The sequence below is a fragment of the Streptomyces sp. NPDC008079 genome (assembly GCF_042957385.1).
GTDB lineage: Bacteria > Actinomycetota > Actinomycetes > Streptomycetales > Streptomycetaceae > Actinacidiphila.
The window spans coordinates 149,983-169,649 of the sequence record NZ_JBIBIC010000003.1; the positions used below are offsets into that span (position 1 = coordinate 149,983).

General features: G+C 71.5%; 14 protein-coding genes. 7 read left to right on the forward strand and 7 right to left on the reverse strand.

The features are described 5' to 3' along the window. Positions 1-96: 96 nt before the first annotated feature. Positions 97-1,962: a M1 family aminopeptidase gene (locus ACFZAM_RS10090; RefSeq protein ID WP_391044459.1), complete on the reverse strand. Its 1,866-nt coding sequence runs from the start codon at positions 1,960-1,962 to the stop codon at positions 97-99. Between the two features lie 693 nt (positions 1,963-2,655). On the opposite strand from ACFZAM_RS10090, the gene ACFZAM_RS10095 reads away from it, so the two are divergent. Further along, on the forward strand, positions 2,656-2,928 hold the full coding sequence (locus ACFZAM_RS10095) for a LuxR C-terminal-related transcriptional regulator (protein ID WP_355344366.1): 273 nt from the start codon (positions 2,656-2,658) through the stop codon (positions 2,926-2,928). A gap of 118 nt (positions 2,929-3,046) precedes the next feature. Here ACFZAM_RS10095 and ACFZAM_RS10100 read toward each other — a convergent pair whose 3' ends face one another. After that, entirely contained in the window at positions 3,047-3,748 is a 702-nt protein-coding gene (locus ACFZAM_RS10100) for a gamma-glutamyl-gamma-aminobutyrate hydrolase family protein (protein ID WP_391044461.1), read from the reverse strand. A gap of 366 nt (positions 3,749-4,114) precedes the next feature. Between ACFZAM_RS10100 and ACFZAM_RS10105 the strand changes: the two genes are divergently transcribed. After that, positions 4,115-7,534, forward strand: a complete 3,420-nt coding sequence (locus ACFZAM_RS10105; RefSeq protein WP_391044464.1) for a glycoside hydrolase family 3 C-terminal domain-containing protein — start codon at positions 4,115-4,117, stop codon at positions 7,532-7,534. Positions 7,535-7,669: 135 nt separating this feature from the next. On the opposite strand, the gene ACFZAM_RS10110 is transcribed toward ACFZAM_RS10105, so the two are convergent. Next, positions 7,670-9,163, reverse strand: coding sequence for a glycoside hydrolase family 76 protein (locus ACFZAM_RS10110; protein WP_391044815.1), 1,494 nt, complete (start codon positions 9,161-9,163; stop codon positions 7,670-7,672). Positions 9,164-9,450: 287 nt separating this feature from the next. Here ACFZAM_RS10110 and ACFZAM_RS10115 point away from each other — a divergent pair, with 287 nt between their 5' ends. From ACFZAM_RS10115 to ACFZAM_RS10125, 3 genes are read left to right on the forward strand one after another with little or no spacing between them, the layout of a single operon-like run. Next, entirely contained in the window at positions 9,451-10,680 is a 1,230-nt protein-coding gene (locus ACFZAM_RS10115) for an ATP-binding cassette domain-containing protein (RefSeq protein WP_391044466.1), read from the forward strand. Then, positions 10,677-11,414 carry an ABC transporter permease gene (locus tag ACFZAM_RS10120; RefSeq protein WP_355344354.1) on the forward strand — a complete coding sequence of 246 codons (738 nt, stop codon included), beginning with the start codon at positions 10,677-10,679 and terminating at the stop codon, positions 11,412-11,414. The genes ACFZAM_RS10115 and ACFZAM_RS10120 overlap by 4 nt, the downstream gene beginning before the upstream one ends. Then, positions 11,411-12,079 (forward strand): ABC transporter permease, encoded by a 669-nt coding sequence (locus tag ACFZAM_RS10125; protein WP_355344351.1) that lies wholly within the window; start codon positions 11,411-11,413, stop codon positions 12,077-12,079. Before ACFZAM_RS10120 ends, ACFZAM_RS10125 begins: the two co-directional genes overlap by 4 nt. A gap of 84 nt (positions 12,080-12,163) precedes the next feature. Here ACFZAM_RS10125 and ACFZAM_RS10130 read toward each other — a convergent pair whose 3' ends face one another. From ACFZAM_RS10130 to ACFZAM_RS10145, 4 genes are read right to left on the reverse strand one after another with little or no spacing between them, the layout of a single operon-like run. Further along, entirely contained in the window at positions 12,164-12,778 is a 615-nt protein-coding gene (locus ACFZAM_RS10130) for an ATP/GTP-binding protein (RefSeq protein ID WP_355344348.1), read from the reverse strand. After that, positions 12,765-13,205 carry a DUF742 domain-containing protein gene (locus tag ACFZAM_RS10135; RefSeq protein ID WP_188280651.1) on the reverse strand — a complete coding sequence of 147 codons (441 nt, stop codon included), beginning with the start codon at positions 13,203-13,205 and terminating at the stop codon, positions 12,765-12,767. Before ACFZAM_RS10135 ends, ACFZAM_RS10130 begins: the two co-directional genes overlap by 14 nt. Positions 13,206-13,241: 36 nt before the next feature. Beyond that, complete coding sequence (locus ACFZAM_RS10140) at positions 13,242-13,733, reverse strand: roadblock/LC7 domain-containing protein (RefSeq protein WP_355344344.1); 492 nt, start codon at positions 13,731-13,733, stop codon at positions 13,242-13,244. Continuing rightward, positions 13,730-16,393: an ATP-binding protein gene (locus ACFZAM_RS10145; RefSeq protein WP_391044470.1), complete on the reverse strand. Its 2,664-nt coding sequence runs from the start codon at positions 16,391-16,393 to the stop codon at positions 13,730-13,732. Before ACFZAM_RS10145 ends, ACFZAM_RS10140 begins: the two co-directional genes overlap by 4 nt. 432 nt (positions 16,394-16,825) lie before the next feature. Here ACFZAM_RS10145 and ACFZAM_RS10150 point away from each other — a divergent pair, with 432 nt between their 5' ends. After that, positions 16,826-17,797, forward strand: coding sequence for a glycine betaine ABC transporter substrate-binding protein (locus ACFZAM_RS10150; protein WP_391044472.1), 972 nt, complete (start codon positions 16,826-16,828; stop codon positions 17,795-17,797). A 99-nt stretch (positions 17,798-17,896) separates the two neighbouring features. Continuing rightward, entirely contained in the window at positions 17,897-19,591 is a 1,695-nt protein-coding gene (locus tag ACFZAM_RS10155) for an aromatic amino acid ammonia-lyase (RefSeq protein ID WP_355344456.1), read from the forward strand. Positions 19,592-19,667: the final 76 nt, after the last annotated feature.

A 19,667-nucleotide genomic window follows, 5' to 3' on the forward strand; every position in this document is an offset into this window, starting at 1 on the left:
CGGCCGGGCCTGGACCCGGACCCGGCCCCTCGGCCTTGAGGGCCGGCGGCCCGGGGCCGGTGGCGCGGCCCCGGGCGTTGATCCGCCGGACAGGCCCTAGCCGTCGATCCTGTGCTGCGTCCAGAAGGACGTCAGGTCGACCGTGGTCGCCGCCTGGGCCGCGGCCTTGAACTCCGCGGTGGTGGAGACGCCGTACCAGTGCGACTGCGCGTAGCCGCGCAGGAGTTGGGTCATCGCGCTGTCACCGATGAGGCGCCGCAGGTCGTGCAGGGCGCACTTGCCGTAGTTATAGACGACCGTGCCGTAGCGCGAGGAGTGCGCGTCCCAGTACGCCATCGAGTTGGTGATCTTCTCGGCGGAGGACGCCCAGGAGACGCTGTTCCAGCAGCTCGCGCCGGTCTTGCCGAGCGCCAGGTCGGTGGAGTAGTCCGCGAACGACTCGTCCAGCCACGGGCTGTTGTACTCGTCGTCGCCGACGATCCCGTACCACCACTGGTGCCCGATCTCGTGGGTCAGCGCGGTGGTGTCGACCAGGTCGAGCACGAAGCCCGGGTACTCCATCCCGCCGAACCAGAAGTTGTTGTCCAGCACCGCGTCGATCTCGCTGTACGGGTAGGCGCCGAAGCGGCCCGCGTGCGCGTCCACCGCGTTCTCCGAAACGGTCAGCATGGAGTTGGAGTTGGCGGTGCTGATGCCGCTCACCGCGTACACGTTGACCTTCACGCCGCCCGGCGACGTACCGGAGACCTTGCTGAACGGGCCCGCGGCCCAGGCGAAGTCGCGGACCTTGCTCGCCGTCGCCTTGGTGACGGTGCGGCCGGAGGCGCCGGGGGTGTCCACCGAGGTGCCGGTCGCCGGGACGGAGATGCCCGTCGGGTGGTCGAGCGTCACCGAGAAGTCGGCGGCCAGCGAGTAGAACGCCTCGCCGTTGTTGGTGTACGGGTCGAGGTGCCAGCCCGCCGCGTCCCGGATCGCCAGCACCGGCAGCGCGTTGCCGATGAAGCTGAAGGAGCCGTCCTTGCCGAACCGGTCGGCCCCGCTGGGCACCACGATCTTCAGGTCGAACCCGACCGTGCCGCTCTGCCCCTGGGCCAGCGCCGCGGGCAGCGTCACCTTCAGCGCGGTGCAGTTGACCGTCAGGGCGGACGCGGTGCCGCCGGTCACGTTGGTGACGGTGATCGGCGTCGTCGGGCAACTGCCGTGGTAGTTGTCCCACAGCCGCAGGTACACCTCGGTGAGCGGCGTGGCCGAGGCGTTGGTGAAGTTCACGCTCTCGTGGCCGTTCCAGGTGCCGCCGGTCGTGTCGCTGGTCAGGCTGACGGTGTACGCGGGCGCCGCGGGCGTACGGGTCGCGTCGGCCGCCGGGGGCGGTGTGGTGTCGCCCGAGGTGTTCAGCGCGATGTCGTCCAGGACGAAGCTGGTCTGGAGGCCGGAGTCCTCGGTGCCGGTGAAGGCGAGGGTGACGCTCTGCCCGACGAACGCGGACACGTCGACGGTCCGCTGCACATAGCCGGTGGCCGCGTCGAGGTTGGAGTACGTCGCCAGCGTGGTGCTGCCGATCTTCGCGGTCAGCTTGTCGTAGGCGGTGGTGGTCGTGGTCTCCGCGGTGTCGATGTGCAGCCAGAAGGTCAGGCTGGCGGCCGAGCACCCGGCGGGGATCGTGACGGCCTGCGACAGGCTCTCGGTGTGCGTGGAGCCGTACCCGTTCAGCCAGGCGAACTGGGTGCCCGCGTGCGCGCTCTGCCCGCCGCCGGTGGTGATCACTCCGGTGGAGCTCGTCCAGGGTGAACTGCCGGACTCGAAACCGCCGTTGGCGATCACCTGGGTGGGGGTGCAGGCGGCCGGTGCGGCGTGAGGGGCGGTCCGTGGGGGTGGTGCGGCCTGCGCGGGCGCCGCGGCGACCGCGCCGCCCGCGACGAGGACGCCCGCGGCGGCGACCAGGGACAGAAGTCTGTTTCTCATCGGATCCTCTTGTGGGGTAGGCGGATGAGCCGACGGCGGAGGGTCGGAAGGCGGGTGGCGTGGGTGGCACCCCGGGTGGGAGTCTGCACAGTGCGCTCACAGGAAGTAAGGCCCGCCGGAAATCCGTAGGGATATCCCTATGCGCGCGGCTTCGAAGCGACATCGAAGCGGGCTCGAAGCGGCTTCGGTGCCACGCGCAATCGTATGAGCGCGCGCGGCGCCGATTCGCGGGTGCCGAATGCCCGCGTGTCGAATGACCGGACATGTGCCGCCGGCACGCGCCTCCACCGGGCTGACGGAGCGTCAATGAGAAGCGGGAGCGCTCCCGCGCGAATTGCGACCGGCTTTCAACCATGTCATACAACTGCCCCTCTGGCCTGGGGAGTTGACGCATCGCCGCTGCTAAACCTGGATCGAGGTGTCACGTATGTGGCGTAGGTCACGTGATTGCCTCGCCTGAACCGGGCGGCGGACAGCCCCCGTTGTTTACTGTCGGGGAGTGGGCGGAGCGTCAATATCCGGCCGATCACCGCGAGCTCATGAAGCCCGGCGAAGGGAGTGACGATATGAACGGTCAAATTCGGTCGGGCGATTGGCGTGTTCAGCCCATTCGGCACCTTCTGCGTTGAAGGTCTTCATTGGGAGTTGGGGAGTAGCGTGTACGGGGACAAGCTTCTTACTGACCGTCAAGGATTGAGTCGGTTCGACAGGGGACGGGGTGGCGGCGCGGGTCTCGCGCCACTGGAGCGCTCGGCGCTCAGCACCCTCACCCCCCGCGAGCGCGAGGTACTGAGCGTCATGGGCTTCGGCGAGGGCAACAGGGCACTCGCCTCCCGGCTCGGTATCGCCGAGCGCACCGTGAAGGCGCATCTGACGAGCATCACCCGGAAGCTGGGGCTGCGCTCCAGGGTCGAGACGGTGCTCGTGTCACTGGAGTGGGCCGAGGATCTACGCCGCGTGGAGTGACATCCGCACGGACCCTGTGAAGCGCCCTGCGGCAAGGCCCGCCGCCCGGCACGGCACAGGGGCCGTCGTGCGGTACGCGGCGTGACCGCGTTCCCCCGCGCTCACCCGCGCGAGGTGATCACGCCGCCGACGCGACGGCGGCGAAGCGCAACGCCACCTGACGCCATACGTCGGCCGCGGCCGCGTCGTCCCGCACGGCGGCGCGGTGCAGCTCGTCGCGGTCCACGCCGTGCCGCCGCAGGCGTTCGACGTTCCACCCGCGGATGCGGTCCGCCGTGGTCTCCGGGTGGAACTGGACGCCCCAGGCGTTCTCGCCGACCCGGAACGCCTGGTACGGGCAGCGCTCGCTCTCGGCCAGCCACCGCGCGCCGTCGGGGAGTTCGACGATGGCGTCCACATGGTTCTCGATCGCGGTGGGATGCTCGGGCAGCCCGGTGAACAGCGGGTCGTCCGCGGCCTCCTGACGCAGCGTCAAGGTCGTGCTGCCGAATTCGGGCCGCCCGTGCGCGCCGCGCACCGCGCCGCCCGCGACCTGCGCCAGCATCTGGCCGCCCAGGCAGATCCCGAACACCGGTGTGCCGGCCTCCAGCGCCTGCCGCACCAGCTCGCGCGTGGCCGCCAGCCACGGGGCCCGCTCGTCGTCGTCGGGCAGATAGCCGCCGCCGAGCACGATCAGGGGGCGCCGCCCCAGCCGCTCGGGCACCTTCTCGCCGTCGTACGCGGCGACCACGTCCACGCCGACGCCGCCCTCGCCGAGCCAGCCCTCCCATCGGCCGGGCCCTCCGGATGCCCCGTGCTGCACCACCAACGCCGCCGTCACGCCCGTACCTCCGCTCGCCCGCCCGTCGTCCGCACCCATGATCCCCCGCGCCCCGCTCCGGAGCCACCCTGCCCCCTGTGACCCCCGCCACCGCAGAAGGCCCCGCCGCCGTGGAAGACCGCGCCGCCGCGGAAGGCCCTGCCCCCAAGGAAGGCCCCGCCGCCAGGGAAGGCCCCGCCACCGCCCCGCCCCCGTCCCGGCCGCCGGAACCGGGACGGACGCCGGGACCCGAAGGGTCGGCGCGTTCAGAACAGCGTGTCGTGTTCATGTTCTTGACGCTCTTCCTGGGTGAGCGCAGACTTCGAGGCGTTTGCGTTCACCTCCTGAATTCGCCGGCAATGACGCCCCTTTGGAGAACGTATGCGCATGGCTCGTCTCGCGGTCGCAGCAGCCGCTGTCACCGCCCTCGCCGTACCGCTGGCGCTGGCAGGACCCGCGTCCGGCAGCACCGGGCCCGCCGGAGCCGGGCAGCGACCCTGGCTCAACTCCCGGCTCCCGCTGGAGAAACGGATCGACCTGCTGCTCGGGCAGATGACCAACACCGAGAAGGCCACGCTCATGACGGCGGTGGGCGTGCCGAGCGGGTCGCACGCCACCGGCTACATACCGGGCATCGACCGCCTCGGCATCCCCGGCACGCAGTTCACCGACGGCCCCGGCGGCGTACGCGACGGGCAGCCCGCCACCGCGCTGCCGTCCCCGGTCTCGCTGGCCGCGTCCTTCGACACCGAACTCGCCAGGCGGTACGGCACGGTGATGGGCTCGGAGGCCAAGTCCCGCGGCTACCAGGTCATCTACGGCCCCATGGTGAACATCGTGCGCACCCCGCTCGGCGGGCGCGACTTCGAGACCTTCGGCGAGGACCCGGCGCTGGCCGGTGACATCGGCGCGTCCGAGATCGACGGCATCCAGAAGCAGGGCGTCGCCGCGCAGGTCAAGCACTACGCGGGCAACAACCAGGAGAACGGCCGCACGACGACCAGCTCGAACATCGACGAGCGCACGCTGCACGAGATCTACCTGCCCGCCTTCGAGAAGGCCGTCAAGGACGCCCACGTCTGGTCCCTGATGTGCGCCTACAACAAGGTCAACGGCACCTACGCCTGCGAGAACGCGCAGATCCTGCGCGACATCCTGATCGACACCTGGAAGTACGACGGCGTCGTCGACACCGACTACCCGGCCAACCACAGCACCGTGGCCTCCGCGCTGGCCGGTCTCGACCAGGAGTTCAGCGGCACCACCTACTTCCAGCAGCTTCCGGCGGCCGTCGCGGCCGGCCAGGTGCCGCAGTCCGTCCTGGACGACGCGGCCCGCCGCATCCTGCGACTGGAGTTCCGCACCGGGCAGTTCGAGGGCAAGACCCCCACCACCGTCGACTACGAGGCCGACAGCGCCTTCGCGCGCAAGGCGGCCGAGGACGGCAGCGTCCTGCTGAAGAACAGCGGCAGCACCCTGCCGCTGGACACCAGGAAGCTGAAGTCCCTGGCCGTCATCGGCCCGAACGCCGAGACCGCGGTCACCGGCGGCGGAGGCAGCTCCGCGGTCACCCCGTACAAGAAGGTCGACCCGGTCTCGGGGCTGAAGGCCAGGCTGGGCAGCGGAGTCGACGTCACCTCGGTGAAGGCGGGCGGCGCCGGCGGCTTCCCGGCGATCCCGGCCTCCGCGCTCACCGGCCTCAAGGGCGAGTACTTCGCGAACAAGACGCTCTCCGGGACGCCCGCGGTCACCCGCGACGACCCGGACATCGACTTCGACTGGGTCCTCGGCTCCCCGGCCGACGGCATCCCCGTCGACAACTTCTCCGCCCGCTGGACCGGCACGGTCACCGCGCCCGCCACAGCCGCGTACACCTTCTCCGCGACCAGTGACGACGGCAGCCGGATCTACCTCGACGGACAGCTCATCGTCGACAACTGGTCCGACCACGCGGCCAGTACGGTCAAGAGCGCGCCCGTCCAGCTCACCGCGGGCGAACCGCACAGCCTGCGCGTGGAGTACTACGACAGCGCCCAGAACGCCTCGGTGACCATCGGCTGGTCCGGGGCAGGACTGCCCGACCCGACCATCCAGGCCGCGGCCGACGCCGCCGCCAAGGCCGACGCGGCCGTCGTCGTGGTCGGCGACTCCTCCAGCGAGGGCTCCGACCGTACGACGCTGGCGCTCCCCGGCAACGAGGACGACCTGATCCGCGCGGTCGCCGCCGCCAACCCCCGTACCGTCGTGGTCGTCAGGGCCGGGGCGCCGGTGCTCATGCCGTGGCTCGCCGACGTCCCCGCCGTGCTCGACATGTGGTATCCGGGCCAGGAGGACGGCAACGCGCTGGCCGCGCTGCTCACCGGCGACGCCGAGCCCGGCGGCCGGCTGCCCGTCAGCTTCCCGAAGTCCGACACGCAGACCGCCGTCGCCGCAGCCCCGGGCCGCTACCCCGCGGTCAACGGCGTGTACGACTACAGCGAACGCCTGGACGTCGGCTACCGCTGGTACGACCAGCAGGGCCAGACCCCGCTCTTCCCGTTCGGATACGGCCTGTCGTACACCACCTTCAAGCAGTCCCGCCTCACGGTCGACCACGACCGGGTCGAGGCCACCGCCCGCGGCACCCAGCCGGTCCGGGTCTCGGTGGACGTCACCAACACCGGCCGCCGCACCGGCACCGACGTGGTGCAGCTCTACATCGGCCACCCGGCCGGGTCCGGCGAGCCGCCGAAAGCCCTGAAGACCTTCGCCAAGGTCCAGCTCAAGCCGGGCCGGACGAAGACCGTACGGCTGACCCTGTCCGCCGACGCGTTCCGGACGTGGGACGCCGACGCGCACGACTGGACGGTCCTCAAGGGCCGTTACCCGCTGTACGTCGGCCAGTCGTCCGCCGACACCCCGCTGACGTCCGCGGTGACGGTGAGCAGGACGGTCGGCGCGCAGTACACCGCGCTCTCCGTGCCCGCCGCCGCCGACGCCGGTGCCTCGTACCCGGTGAAGCAGACCTTCACCAACACCGGCGACTCGACCGTGCGCGACCTCGCGCTGAGCCTGAAGGTCCCGGCCGGCTGGACGGCGACGCCCGCACCCGGCAAGGCCGTCGGCCGTACGGTCGCGCCGCACTCCTCGGTGAGCGCCACCTGGGTCGTCACGGCGCCCGCGAACGCGGTGCCGGGCGCGGCCACACTGACGGGGAAGGCGACGTACGACCTCAGCGGCAGGCAGAGCAGGACCGCGGACGCCGCGACCACCGTCCCGTACGCGACGACGGCCGCCGCGTACAACAACAAGGGGATCAGCGCCGACAGCGATCCGAGTACCGGCACCCTCGACCCCGCCGGTTACAGCTTCTCCGCCACCCAACTGGCGGCGGTCGGCTACACGCCGGGCGCCACGGTGACCGCGGGCGGACTGCCGTACACCTGGCCGGACACGCAGCCGGGCCAGCCCGACAACGTGGCGGCGGCCGGACAGGTGATCCGGTTGCGGGGCCAGGGCACCCGCCTGGGCCTGCTCGGCACGGGCATCAGCTCCACGCACGCCGGGACGGTCAAGGTGACCTACACCGACGGCACGAGCGCGGACCTCGCGGTCGTCCTGCCCGACTGGTACAGCAACGCGGCCAGCGGCAACAGCCAGTTGGCGGTCACCACGGCCAACTGGAACCGCCCGCCCGGTGACACGCTCGGCGACCACGCCGTCAGCCTGTACACCACGGGCGGCGCGCTCGACCCGGCCAAGACGGTCGCCACGGTGACGCTGCCGAACGACAGCGGCTTCCACGTGTTCGCCCTGTCGGTCGGCTGAGGCCGATACCGAGGCCGAATCCGAGGCCGAGGCCGAATCCGAGGCCGAATCCGAGGCCGCGCCCGCGCACAGAGAGCCGCCGCCCGTCCCGGACTCCGGGGCGGGCGGCGGCGTGTGACGCTCGCGGCGGAGACGTCAGCTCGCCTCGGACGCGGTGAGCGCGTCCAGCGCGCTCTGCTGGCAGCCGTAACCGGTCCCGGCCAGCGGCCCGTTCCAGTGCGGCCCGTACACGTCCAGCGCGTTGCGGTCGTTGGCGTGCGCCGCGTTCGCCTGCGTGCGCAGATACCCGCTGTACGGACGGTCGGAGAGCTGCTTGTTGAGGTCGCGCAGCCCCCGGACGTACGCGCCCTTGAACGACGCGCCGTCGTTGTCGCACGAGTCGCCCTCGCCCGGCTCGCGCAGCACCCCGCCGGAGTTGACCGCGGTGGACGTGGTCGAGGCGTTGCCGAGGGTGCGCGCGGTGGTCAGCAGCCCGCTGTCGCCGGTCGCCTTGTACAGCTCGCTCAGACCGCCGAGGATCACGCCCTGGTTGTACGTCCACGTCGGCTGGCCGTTGTTGACGCAGGAGTCATTGAGCCCGTCGTTGACCAGGTGCGAGGAGTTGATCATCCCGCTGCTCTGGAACCAGCTCCACTCGCTCCGCGCCCGCCCGAGATAGACGCTGTCACCGGAGATCCGGTTGTGGAGCGCGGCGTTGAGCTGGAGGTACAGCTCGTTGGTGATGGCGTTCTTGTACGCGTTCGTCTCGTTCCACTGCACTCCGCCGCCGCACTTGCTCGTCCAGTAGCCGAACATGTGGTCGGCGTCGGCGCGGGCGGTGTTCAGGTAGCGGCTGTCGCCGGTCAGGTCGTACGCGTCGACCCAGGCCAGGCCCCACCAGCCGGTGTCGTCCAGGTAGTCGTTCCTGAACTGGCCCTCGCGCGCGTTGACGTTGAGGTCGTAGGTGCGCGAGACCGCGTAGCCGTAGCTGGGCATGCCGCTGGTGCGGATGTTGTCGATCACCGAGGTGAGCGCGTTGGCCGCGGTCCACCAGCCGTTGCCGCCGAACAGCCCGGTGCCGCGGTCCCACTTCATCATCAGCGCGGTGGCGGCGGCCGTGCTCTGGCTCCAGGCGTTCCAGTTGGACCTGGCCCACTGGGTGCAGGCGATCTCGGGCCGGTCGCCCGCCTTGCCGCAGGCGCGCAGCGCGCCGACCCCGTTGGTGTTCCAGTCGTCCACGTTGTACATCAGCGTGCGCCAGCCGCTGTTGGCCGCGGGCGTGACGGTGTCGCCGAGCTTGCTGCCGTTCGTCCAGGTGGCGCCGCCGTCGAAGGACCGGTCGAGCCAGACCTCGTCGCCCGGACTGCCGTTGCCGATGGACGCCCAGCCCATGGCATCGTTGTCATCCACATGAAGTTGAATGCTGCGGGAGTAGATCGAGGCGCTGACGGGCACGCGCTCCGAGGGCGCGGCGGCCGGATCGCGCGCGTCGCAGTACGTGTTGCAGATCGCTGTCGCGGCCTGTGCCCTGAAGGTCGTGGGGACCAGACTCAGCAGCAGGCAGGACAGCACGAGGACGAGGACGCGCGAGGAACGCACGCGCGACGGACGGTGGGGGACCGCGTGGTGAGCGGACAGGTGCGCGGGCATGTGTGCGGGCATGGCTCCGCTTCCCGGCGGCTCGGACGCCGCCTGTGCGACGGATGGTGGGGGGTGACCGGGTCCGGGGACCGGGCCGGGCCGCGGGGTCCGGCCAAGTGCCGTCCTCCGGGCCGTGGTCGAGACCAGAACACCTCTATGTCCTGCCCATGTCAAGATGGCCGCCCTGCGTCCCATGGGACGGATGTTCCCCGGAACGGACACATGTGCGGGATAGGCTTTCCGCGCGACGGCCGGAAACAGTCCCCCCAAGCCCAGCCCCGAAGGGGATCAGGAACTTGATACAGATAGATTCGGTGACCAAGCGATACCCCGACGGCACTGTGGCGGTCGACGAACTCTCCCTTGACATACCCGACGGCTCGATCACCGTACTGGTCGGACCCTCCGGCTGCGGCAAGACCACCACCTTGCGGATGATCAACCGGATGGTCGAGCCCAGCGGTGGCCGGATCCTGCTGGACGGCGCCGACATCCACGCGCAGCCGGTCAACGCGCTGCGCCGGTCGATGGGTTACGTGATCCAGAACGCCGGACTCTTCCAGCACCGCACCATCGTGGACAACATCGCGACCGTGCCGCGCATGCTGGGCTGGGACCGCAACCGGGCCAGGAAGCGCGCCAGGGACCTGATGGAACGCGTCGGCCTGGACGCCTCGATGGCCAAGCGCTACCCGTACCAGCTCTCCGGCGGCCAGCAGCAGCGCGTCGGCGTGGCCAGGGCGCTCGCCGCCGACCCGCCCGTCCTGCTGATGGACGAGCCCTTCTCCGCGGTCGACCCGATCGTCCGCAAGGGGCTCCAGGCCGAACTGCTGCGTATCCAGGCCGAGTTGGGCAAGACCATTGTCTTCGTCACGCACGACATCGATGAGGCCATCAAGCTCGGCGACATGGTCGCGGTGCTGCGGACCGGCGGGAAACTCGCCCAGTACGCGCCGCCGGACGAGCTGCTGACCGCCCCCGCCGACGCGTTCGTCGAGGACTTCCTCGGCACCGACCGCGGCATCCGCCGGCTGTCCTTCTTCACCTCGGCGGGACTCGAACTCACCACCGCGCCGATCATCGCCGTCGACTCGAGCTCCGCCCAGGTCGCCGAGCGCACCGCGGCGTCCGACGCCCCGTACCTCCTGGTCACCGACACCGACGGCAGGCCGATCGGCTGGACCGAGCCCGCCGCCGCGGCCAAGGGCGCCGACCGGCTGGACCGCGCCGATCTGCTGCCGCACGGGCGCCCGTTCGTCTTCGGCGAGGAGTCGCTGCGCGACGCGCTGGACTGCGCGGTGCTCTCGCCCACCGGCTGGGCGGTCGCCGTGGACGACACCGGGCGGGTGGTCGGCGTCACCTCGCAGACGACGATCGCCGAGGCCATCCGCGGCGCCCACGCGGAACGCGGCGCGGGCAGGGGCGCCGCGAAGACCGCCGCGTCCGGCGGGCACGGCGGGTCCGCCGCGAAGGCCGCGGACCCGGCCGACGCCGACCCGGAGACCGCTGCCAAGGCCGCCCGATGAGCGAGTACTTCACCATCCCCAGCGACCTCCAGCACTCCTATCTCGGCCTGATCGGCCTGCACTTGCGCGAGGCGCTGCTCCCGGTGCTCTTCGGCACGCTCATCGCGCTGCCGGTCGCCCAGCTCTGCGTCCGCTTCAAGTGGATCTACTCGCCCGTGCTGTGGGTCACGACCGTGCTGTACGCGATCCCGTCGCTCGCCTTCTTCGTCGTCCTCATCGACTACACCGGCGCGACCGAGACCACCGTGATGATCCCGCTGACCGTCTACAGCCTCGTGCTGCTGGTCCCGGCGATCGTGGACGGCGTCCGGTCGGTGCCCGAGGAGACGATGGCCGCCGCGACCGCCATGGGCCTCGGCCCCGGACGCCGTTATCTCCAGGTGCAGTTGCCCATCGCGGTGCCCGCGATCTTCGCCGGGCTGCGGGTCGCGGCCGTGTCCAGCATCAGCCTGGTCAGCGTCGGCGCCCTGATCGGCAACCAGGGAGCGCTCGGCAATCTGCTCACCGACGGCATGTTCTACCACCGCACACCGCTGGTGGTGACCTCCGTGGTCTCCATCGCCGTACTGGGCATGGCGGTCGACGGCGTACTCGTCCTGATCCGCATGCTGCTCACGCCGTGGATGCCGCGCGGCGGACAGGCCAGGCGCAAGGGCGTACCGCTGTCGGAACCGGCGGAGCCCGCCTCACGACCCGCGCCCACCGCGCCCACCCTGAAGGACGCCGCCCGATGAACGTCCTGCACTTCGTCAACGCCTTCTTCAGCGACGGCTCGCACTGGCACGGCGCCGACGGCATCCCGCACCGGCTGTTCGAGCACGTCCAGTACAGCCTCATGGCCCTCGCCATCGCCGCCGCCATCGGACTGCCGATCGGCATGTTCACCGGCCACACCGGACGCGGCGGGAACGCGCTGGCGGCCATCGCGACCGCCGCGCGGGCGCTGCCCAGCTTCGGCCTGCTGGTGCTGATCACCGTCTGGGTCGGCATCGGCCTGACCCCGGTGATGATCCCGCTGGTCGCGCTCGCGGTGCCGCCGATCCTGGTCACCACCTACGAGGCCGTGCGCACCGTCGACCCCTCGCCGGTCGACGCGGCCCGCGGCATGGGCATGAGCACCACGAGCGTGCTCTTCCAGGTCGAACTGCCGGTCGCGCTCCCGCTGATCCTCAGCGGCCTGCGCTCCGCGGCGATCCAGGTGGTCTCCACCGCGTCGATCGCCGCGTACGTCAGCTTCGGCGGTGTCGGCCGCTACATCATCGACGGCCTCTACCAGCGCAACTACGAGAAGGTCGTCGGCGGGGCGACCCTCGTGGCGGGCCTCGCCCTCACCACGATCGGCCTGTTCTGGCTGGTCAACCGGCTCGTGGTGTCCCCGGGAGTGCGCCGCGGCGGCTGACCGCCGGGCAGCGCGAAGGTGCAGGGGGAAGCCACGCGGGAGCGGTGGGGGAACGGTCGGGGGCCGTACGACAACGGCCCCCGCTCAGCCCTCCGCGCGCGCCAGCGCCAGCTCCAGGACGACCAGCAGCGCGTCCCGTACCGAACCGCGCTCGCGCGCGTCGAAGGTGAACACCGGCACCTGCTCGGCGATGTCCAGCGCCCAGCGCACCTCGTCCATGGCGTGCTCGACGTGCCCGTCGAAAGCGTTGACGGCGACGGCGAACGGGATCGCCTTGTGCTCGAAGTAGTCGACGGCGGCGTAGCAGTCGTCGAGCCGCCGGGTGTCGACGATGACGAGCCCGCCGAGCGCGCCCTCCACCAGGTCGTCCCACATGAAGCCGAAACGGTCCTGCCCCGGCGTGCCGAACAGGTACAGCTTCAGCGACGCGTCGATCGTGATGCAGCCGAAGTCCATGGCGACCGTGGTGGTCGTCTTGTGCGGTGTGTGGCTGAGGTCGTCCACGCCCGCGGCGACCTCGGTGATGGCCGCCTCCGTGGTCAGCGGCCTGATCTCGGAGATCGACCCGACGGTGGTGGTCTTGCCGACACCGAAGCCGCCCGCGATCACCATCTTCACCGGCAGCGGCGGCCGGACGGCGGTCGGCAGCCCTGAGTCGGTCCTGCGGGCGGCCCGGCCCGCCGGTTCACTCGGTGTCACGTAATGCCCCCCTGGAGTCGGGGATGGTGCGGAGCCCATCGATAACCCTTCGCAGTACGGAGATGTCCTGGGCGATGTCGGAGCTGGGAACGTAGACCGACAGATGGCCGCCGGACTGGAGGTCCTCGGCCAGCACGCGGACCACGTTCAGGTGCAGGCGGAGCTTGGCCGCGATCTCCGCCAGCGACTGCGGCACGCGGCAGAGCGCGACGATGTCGTGCTCCTCGAAGGAGAGCCCGTCGAGCGCCCCGACACCGGCCGCGGTCGTCACCACCTGGGTCTCGACCGGGATCGGCGGTCCCGACCTGGTGCCGGCCACCCGGCCCGCGGTGACCAGGAACGGCCGTACCGCGGGTGCCCGGCCGACCGGGTCGTCGGCGGAGCCCGTACGGGACCCCTCGCCGACTGGCGTGTCACCGGCCGCCATGTGCCTGCCTCCTCCTTCTGCTCTCCTCGCTTCTCGCTAGTCCCAGGACCGGCCGCGCGGGGACGGAACGGCGACGCTGTTCTTGAGTTCGAGGACGAGCTGCGGGCTGAGGGCGGCGCCCGCGCGGTTGGCGAAGACCGTCATCTCGTAGGCGATGTTGCCGAGCTTGGCTTCCTTGGAGGTGACGACGCCGAGCACCGCGCCGCTGCCGATCGCGGAGACCAGCACATGGCCGTCCTCCAGATCGATGATCACCTTGTTGAGGCCGCCGAGACCGTAGTTGCCCGCCGCGCCCGCCGCCAGGCTCGTGATGCCGGAGACGATGGCCGCCAGCCGCTCGGAGTCGGCCGCGTCGCGCAGTTGCGAGACGGCGATGAGCAGGCCGTCGGAGGATACGGCGATGGCGTCGACCACGCCCGCGGTCTCGGTGGCGAAACGGTTCAGCAGCCAGGTGAAGTCGGCTGCGGCGGCGCGCAGATCGGCGGGCGGGTCCTGTCCGGCCGGGGTCCCACCTGTCGGCGATGTCACTGGTCCGCTCCTTCCGGAAGCCCTGCTTGGCTGTTCGTCGTACCGGGTGCCGTGCCGCTCGCGACGTCACGGTTGGCCCGCTCCACTGCGGCCTCGAACTCGTCGAGTTCCGAGCGGACTTCTTCTGCGTCTGTCTGACGGGGGGCCCGGCGCGCGGCCGCGCGTCCCGCGTCGGTCAGTGTGGTGGCGAGCGTGGCACCGCGCACCCGGCGGCGCAGCGGACGGGCGCCGCCGTCCTCGCCGTCGCTCGGGGGCCGGTCCTGCTCGGAGTGGGGGGCGGTGGGTCCGCCCGCCGCGGGCGCCGGGGCGGCCGGGGTCTCCTCGGCCGCCTGGCGCTGCGGGACGCGGCGGGGGAGCGGGGTCAGGCCGTCGCGGCCGTCGCCCGGTCCGCCGGGGCCGCCGGGTTCGCCCGGTCCGGCTGATCCTGATCCGTCGCGTCCGTCGTCGCGTCCTGCCGCCGGTTCCGGCGCGCGCGGCGCGGGCACCGGGGCGGGGCCCGCGGGTGTCGTGGGTGTCGTGGGGGAGCCTGCCGCGGGCGTACCGGCCCACGACGGCGCGGTACGGCGTTCGGGCAGCGCGACCGTCTCCTCGGCCTCGACGTGGCGGGGAGCCGCGACGGCCTCCCGCGCGCCGCCGACGGCCTTGGCGGCCGGAGCCGCCCCCTCGGCGACGGGCTCCGCGAACGGGCTCATGAGCAGCAGCAGCGTCGCCGGGATCGTCACCCGGCTGGTGACACCGCCGCCGGGCGTCCGCGTCAGCGTGACCCGTACACCCCAGCGCCGGGCCAGGCTGCCGACCACGAAGAGGCCGAGCACCTTCGTCGGCACCAGGTCGAGGCGCTCGCGGCGGATCAGCCGGGCGTTCTCCTCCGCCAGCCGCTCCGCGCTCATGCCCAGGCCGTGGTCGGTGATCTCGATCAGCGCGCCCTCGGCGCCGTCGCGCACCGACACCTCGACGGGGCTGCGGGCCGGGGAGAACGCCACGGCGTTCTCCAGGAGTTCGGCCAGCATCAGCGTCAGGTCGGCGATGATGTCGGGCGCGACCGTGACGTCGGTGTCCGCGAGCAGCGAGACCCGCTGGTAGCCCTCGATCTGGCCGAGCGCGGCGCGTACGACGTTGGTCAGCGCGGTGGGGCTGGCGTCCAGGCCCGCCTCGCGGATACCGGCGAGCAGCATCAGGCTGTCGGCGTTGCGCTGGAGGCGTACGGCCAGGTGGTCGATCCGGTACAGCCGGTCGAGCAGCGCGGGGTCGGTCTCGCCGCGCTCCAGGGCGTCGATCAGGGTGAGTTGACGGGCCGTCAGGTTGCTGACGCGGCGGCCGACGTTGCCGAACATCTCGGCCACGTTGCGGCGGCTGAGCACCTGGCGTTCCAGCAGCGCCGCCGCGGTGGACTGCACGCGGTTGAACGCCTCGGCCAGGTCGCCGATCTCGTCGTGCGCGGTGACCGGCACCTCCTGGAGGCGCGGCGCCCCGGCGAAGTCCGCGTCGTCGTCGGCGACCCGGGCCAGTTCCTGCCCGGCCACCTCGGCGACCTCCGTCGCGGCCCCGGTCAGCACCTGCACCGGCCGGATCACCGAGCGGCGTACGGCCACGGAGAAGGCCAGCCACAGCACGAACGCCAGCAGCGCGCCGCCGAGCAGCCACGCGGCCCGCCACCAGGCGTCGTCGGACGCCCGGTCGGCGCGGTGCGCGATCTGGTCGATCAGCGAGCCGGTGATCTTCAGCCGGGTCTGCGCCTGCTTCTGGTAGTCCGGGTAGGACTTGAGGGCCTTGGTGAAGGCCGCCCGCACCTGCGCGGGGCCGCTGGCCTCCAGCGCGCTCGGGTCGATCTGGAGGCCCGCGTACTGGAGCGCGATGCCGTTCCAGACCGGGTTCATCTCGATCCCGGCCAGCTCCGTGCGCTGCGCGTCGCTGGCGAACCGCCCGAAGCGGCTGGCCTGGGAGACGTAGAGCTGCTGGTAGCCGACCGCGTTGTTGAACTCGATCAGCGCGTTGGTGTCACCGGTCTGCGCGGAGAAGACGCTGGTCTCGAAGGAGGCGTGCGCGGCCTCCGCGCGCAGCAGCGAGTCCAGCATGCTGCCGGTGCGGGTCGAGCTGAGGTTCTTGTTCAGATCCAGGCCGAGGCCGTCGATCAGGCCGTCCACGGTCGCGGTGTACGCCGGGTCGATGTTGTCCGCGGGCAGATAGCTCTGCTCGATGGTGCTCCGCAGGCTGCCGAGGCCGTTGATCTCCTTGAGGACCTGGGCCTCCGCGGCGGGCAGCCGCGATCCGAAGGTGGCGCGTACGTTCTCCACCTGCGCGTCCACGGCGGTGCGCGCCTGCCGGTAGGCGACCAGCGACGGGCGCTTGCCCGAGGTGGCCGATTCGTAGCGCACGGACAGCAGCAGAGCCTGCTGGTGCTCGGTCTCGACCAGGTCGACGAGTTCGGCGACCTGGCGGCTGTCGCGGACGAGCTGCGCGGCCGAGGCCGCGTCCTGCGCCTGGCCGACGAGGCCGGTGATCACGTAGGCGAGCAGCATCGCGACCACGACAAGCGGAACGCCGACGAGGACGTTGAGCTTGCGCCGGAACGGCCAGCGGTCGGCGAAGTTCCGTACCCCGCCCCTGACGTGTGGCTCCGGGTCAGGACGTGCCGACCCGTCCACCTCGTGCACGGACACCAAGCCTCCTCCGGAACCGCTTACCGGCTCGCCGACAACCGGACACGACGACAGTGGCGCATAATGAACGCTTCTGTACGTAACCGGAATGAAGTGACCGGATACTCCCCGCGGTTGTCCGAGCACCTGACCAACGTCGGGGAGACTACCTCCTCTTGACCACGACTACCTGACCACACCATCAATAATTTGTTACGGACACGACCGTACGGAACGGGAATCACCGACCAATCCACCGGTGTTCAGACATCGATGCCGATCGGTGATCAGGCTGCTCTTGACTGACGCGGAAGCGGCTGGATTGGATCGCTGGGTAGCACTCGCAACCGCACGTGTGTGCGTACTCGACGTACGTCCGCGTGTGTGGGTGCGCCTACGCCACGAGTACGCCCGATCAGAGACCGAAACTCCCCGAGCCCGGAAGCGGAAATCGTGACCTCTCACGTGAAGAGCACCTGGTCCAGCCCGAGCCACATACGCCGCCTCGCGGCGGTCGCCGTCGTCGCCGCCGTCGCGGCGCCCCTGCTCGCGGGTTGTGGTGACTCCGGCTCCGACAAGGCCAAGGACCCGCTGGCCGGGTCGAAGGCGAGCGGCGACACCGTGGTCGTCGGCTCCAACAACTTCCCCGAGAGCATCCTCATCGCCGACATCTACGGCGAGGCCCTGAAGGCCAAGGGGATCAAGGTCAGCTACAAGCCGAACATCGGCAGCCGGGAGACCACCTACGGCCTGCTGAAGAACGGTTCGCTGACCGTACTGCCGGAGTTCAACGGCGCACTTCTGGCATACCTGGACGCCAAGGCCACGCCCAAGACGGCCCAGGCCACCAACGAGGCGGCACTCGCCAAGCTCGACCCGAAGCTGACGCTGCTCGACATGGCACCGGCCGAGGACAAGGACTCCCTGACGGTCAACGCGGCCACCGCGGCGAAGTACAAGCTGACCGAGAAGTCCACCATCGCGGACCTGGCGAAGTACGGCTCCGAGATCACCATCGGCGCCTCGCCCGAGTTCCAGACCCGGCAGCAGGGCCTGGTCGGCCTGAAGTCGGTCTACAACCTCACGCCGAAGTCGTTCAAGGCGCTCGACGCGGGCGGTCCGCTGACCGCGGCGGCGCTCAAGAACAACAATGTGCAGGCCGCCGACGTCTTCACCACGGACCCGACCATCGAGAAGGAGAAGTTCGTCGTCCTCCAGGACCCGGAGAACCTCTTCGGCTTCGAGAACGTGATCCCGCTGGTCTACAAGAGCGGTCTGTCCAAGGAGGGCGTCGCCGCGCTCAACGCGGTGTCGGCGAAGCTCGACACGGCGGCCCTGCTCAGCCTGGACACCCAGGTGCAGAGCGACAACAAGGACCCGCTGGAGGTCGCCAAGACCTGGCTGACCTCCGTCGGCCTCGGCTGACCGCGGCAGCGGGACCGATACAGCGCAGTGGGTACAGCCTCTGATTCCGAGACGCCGACGCACCGCACGACGGCACCCTCCGCCGAGGAGGGGGCCTTCGTGGTGCTCGACGGCGCCGGCCTGGACGCCGACGCCGTGACGCGGATCGCGGACCGGACGGCCGTACCCACCGTGGCGCCCGAGGCGCTGGCCCGCGCGGACCGCTCCTGGCGGGCCGCGCGGCAGGCCGCCGCCGCGGGCCGGATGTACGGGCGGCACACCGGCGTCGGCGCGAACCGGCTCGTGCCGGTCAGCGACGAGGACCAGGCGGGACAGGACCTGCGGCTGCTGCGCAGCCACGCGGGCGGGGTCGGGGCGCTGCTCCCGGCCCGCCAGGTGCGTGCCGCGCTCGCCGTCCGCGCCAACCAGGCGCTGGCGGGCGGCTCCGCGCTCCAACCGGCCGTCGTGCAGGCCCTGGTGGAGGCGCTGCGGCTCGGTGTGCACCCGGCGGTCAGCGAGTACGGGGCAGTCGGCACCGGGGATCTGACCGCGCTCGCCGAGACCGGTCTCGCGCTGATCGGCGAACGGCCGTGGCTGCACGAGGACTTGGGGCGGCAGCCGGATCCCGCGGACGCCTTCCGCGAGGGGCCGTGGCCGTCGCCGTCGCCGCAGTCCTCGCCGTCGCCGTTCTCGCCGCAGTCCACGCCGTCGCCCTCGCGGGCACCTTCGCCGTCGCCTTCGCCGTCGTCCGGTCCGTCGCCCGACGGTGAAGTGCCGCCGTCCGCCGGTGGGTTGGACCCGGCCGCCGCGCTCGACCCGGCCGCGGTGCCCGCGCCCTTCCCCGGCCGCGTCACCCTCCAGCAGGGCGACGCGCTCGCGCTGATGAGCAGCAGCGCCTTCACCCTCGGGCAGGCCGCGCTGGTCTGCCACGACCTGGACGTCCTGCTGCGCGCCTCGCACGCCGTGACGGCCCTCTCGCTCGCCGCCGTCTCCGGCTCGCTCGAGGCGTACGCGGCGCCCGCCCTCGCCATCCGCCCCTATCCGGGCGCGCTGCACGCCGGGGCCGAGGTCCGCAGACTGCTCGGCGTCCCCGACCGGCCGCGCGCCACCGGCCGCCGCATCCAGGACCCGTACGGCTTCCGGGCCTTCCCGCAGGTGCACGGCCCGGCGCTGGAGGCGGCCTGGGCACTGCGCCGGATTCTGGACGTCGAGGTCAACTGCCCCTCGGAGAACCCGCTGATCGGCGAGGAGGGACCGGACGGCGGGCCGGTCGCGTACCACCACGGCGGTTTCATGGCCACGCCCGTCGGGCTCGCGCTCGACCACCTCTGCCTCGCCGTACTTCAGACCGCGCAGCTGTCCGCCGCGCGGCTGACCGCCTTCGGCGACCCCGAGATCACCGGCCTGCGCTCCTACCTCGCCGGGGGCTCGGCGGCCAGCTCGGGCATGATGATCCTGGAGTACAGCGCCAATTCCGCCCTCGCGGAGATACGCGCCAGCGCCGTACCGGCCTCGGCCGGGCACGCGGTGCTCTCGCGCGGGGTCGAGGAGGCCGCGAGCTTCGCCTCCCAGGCCACCCGGCAGGCGCTGCGCGCCGTGGACGCCTACCGGCTCGTGCTCGCCTGCGAACTCGTCGCCGCCGTACGGGCGTTGCGGCTGCACCCGGCGCTTCCCGCGCTGTCGGCGGGCGCCGGTACGCACGCGCCGGTCTTCGCCGTCCTGGACTCCGCGCTGCCGACGGCCACCGAGGACCGGGCGCTGACCCCCGACGTGTCGCTCGCGGTGGACCTGCTGCCGGAGCTGGCGGCGCTCTGACATCCGCCGCCGGGAGCGCGCGGAAGCGGCGGCGCTCTGACGTCCGCCGCCGGGAGCGGGCGGAAGCGGTGGCGCT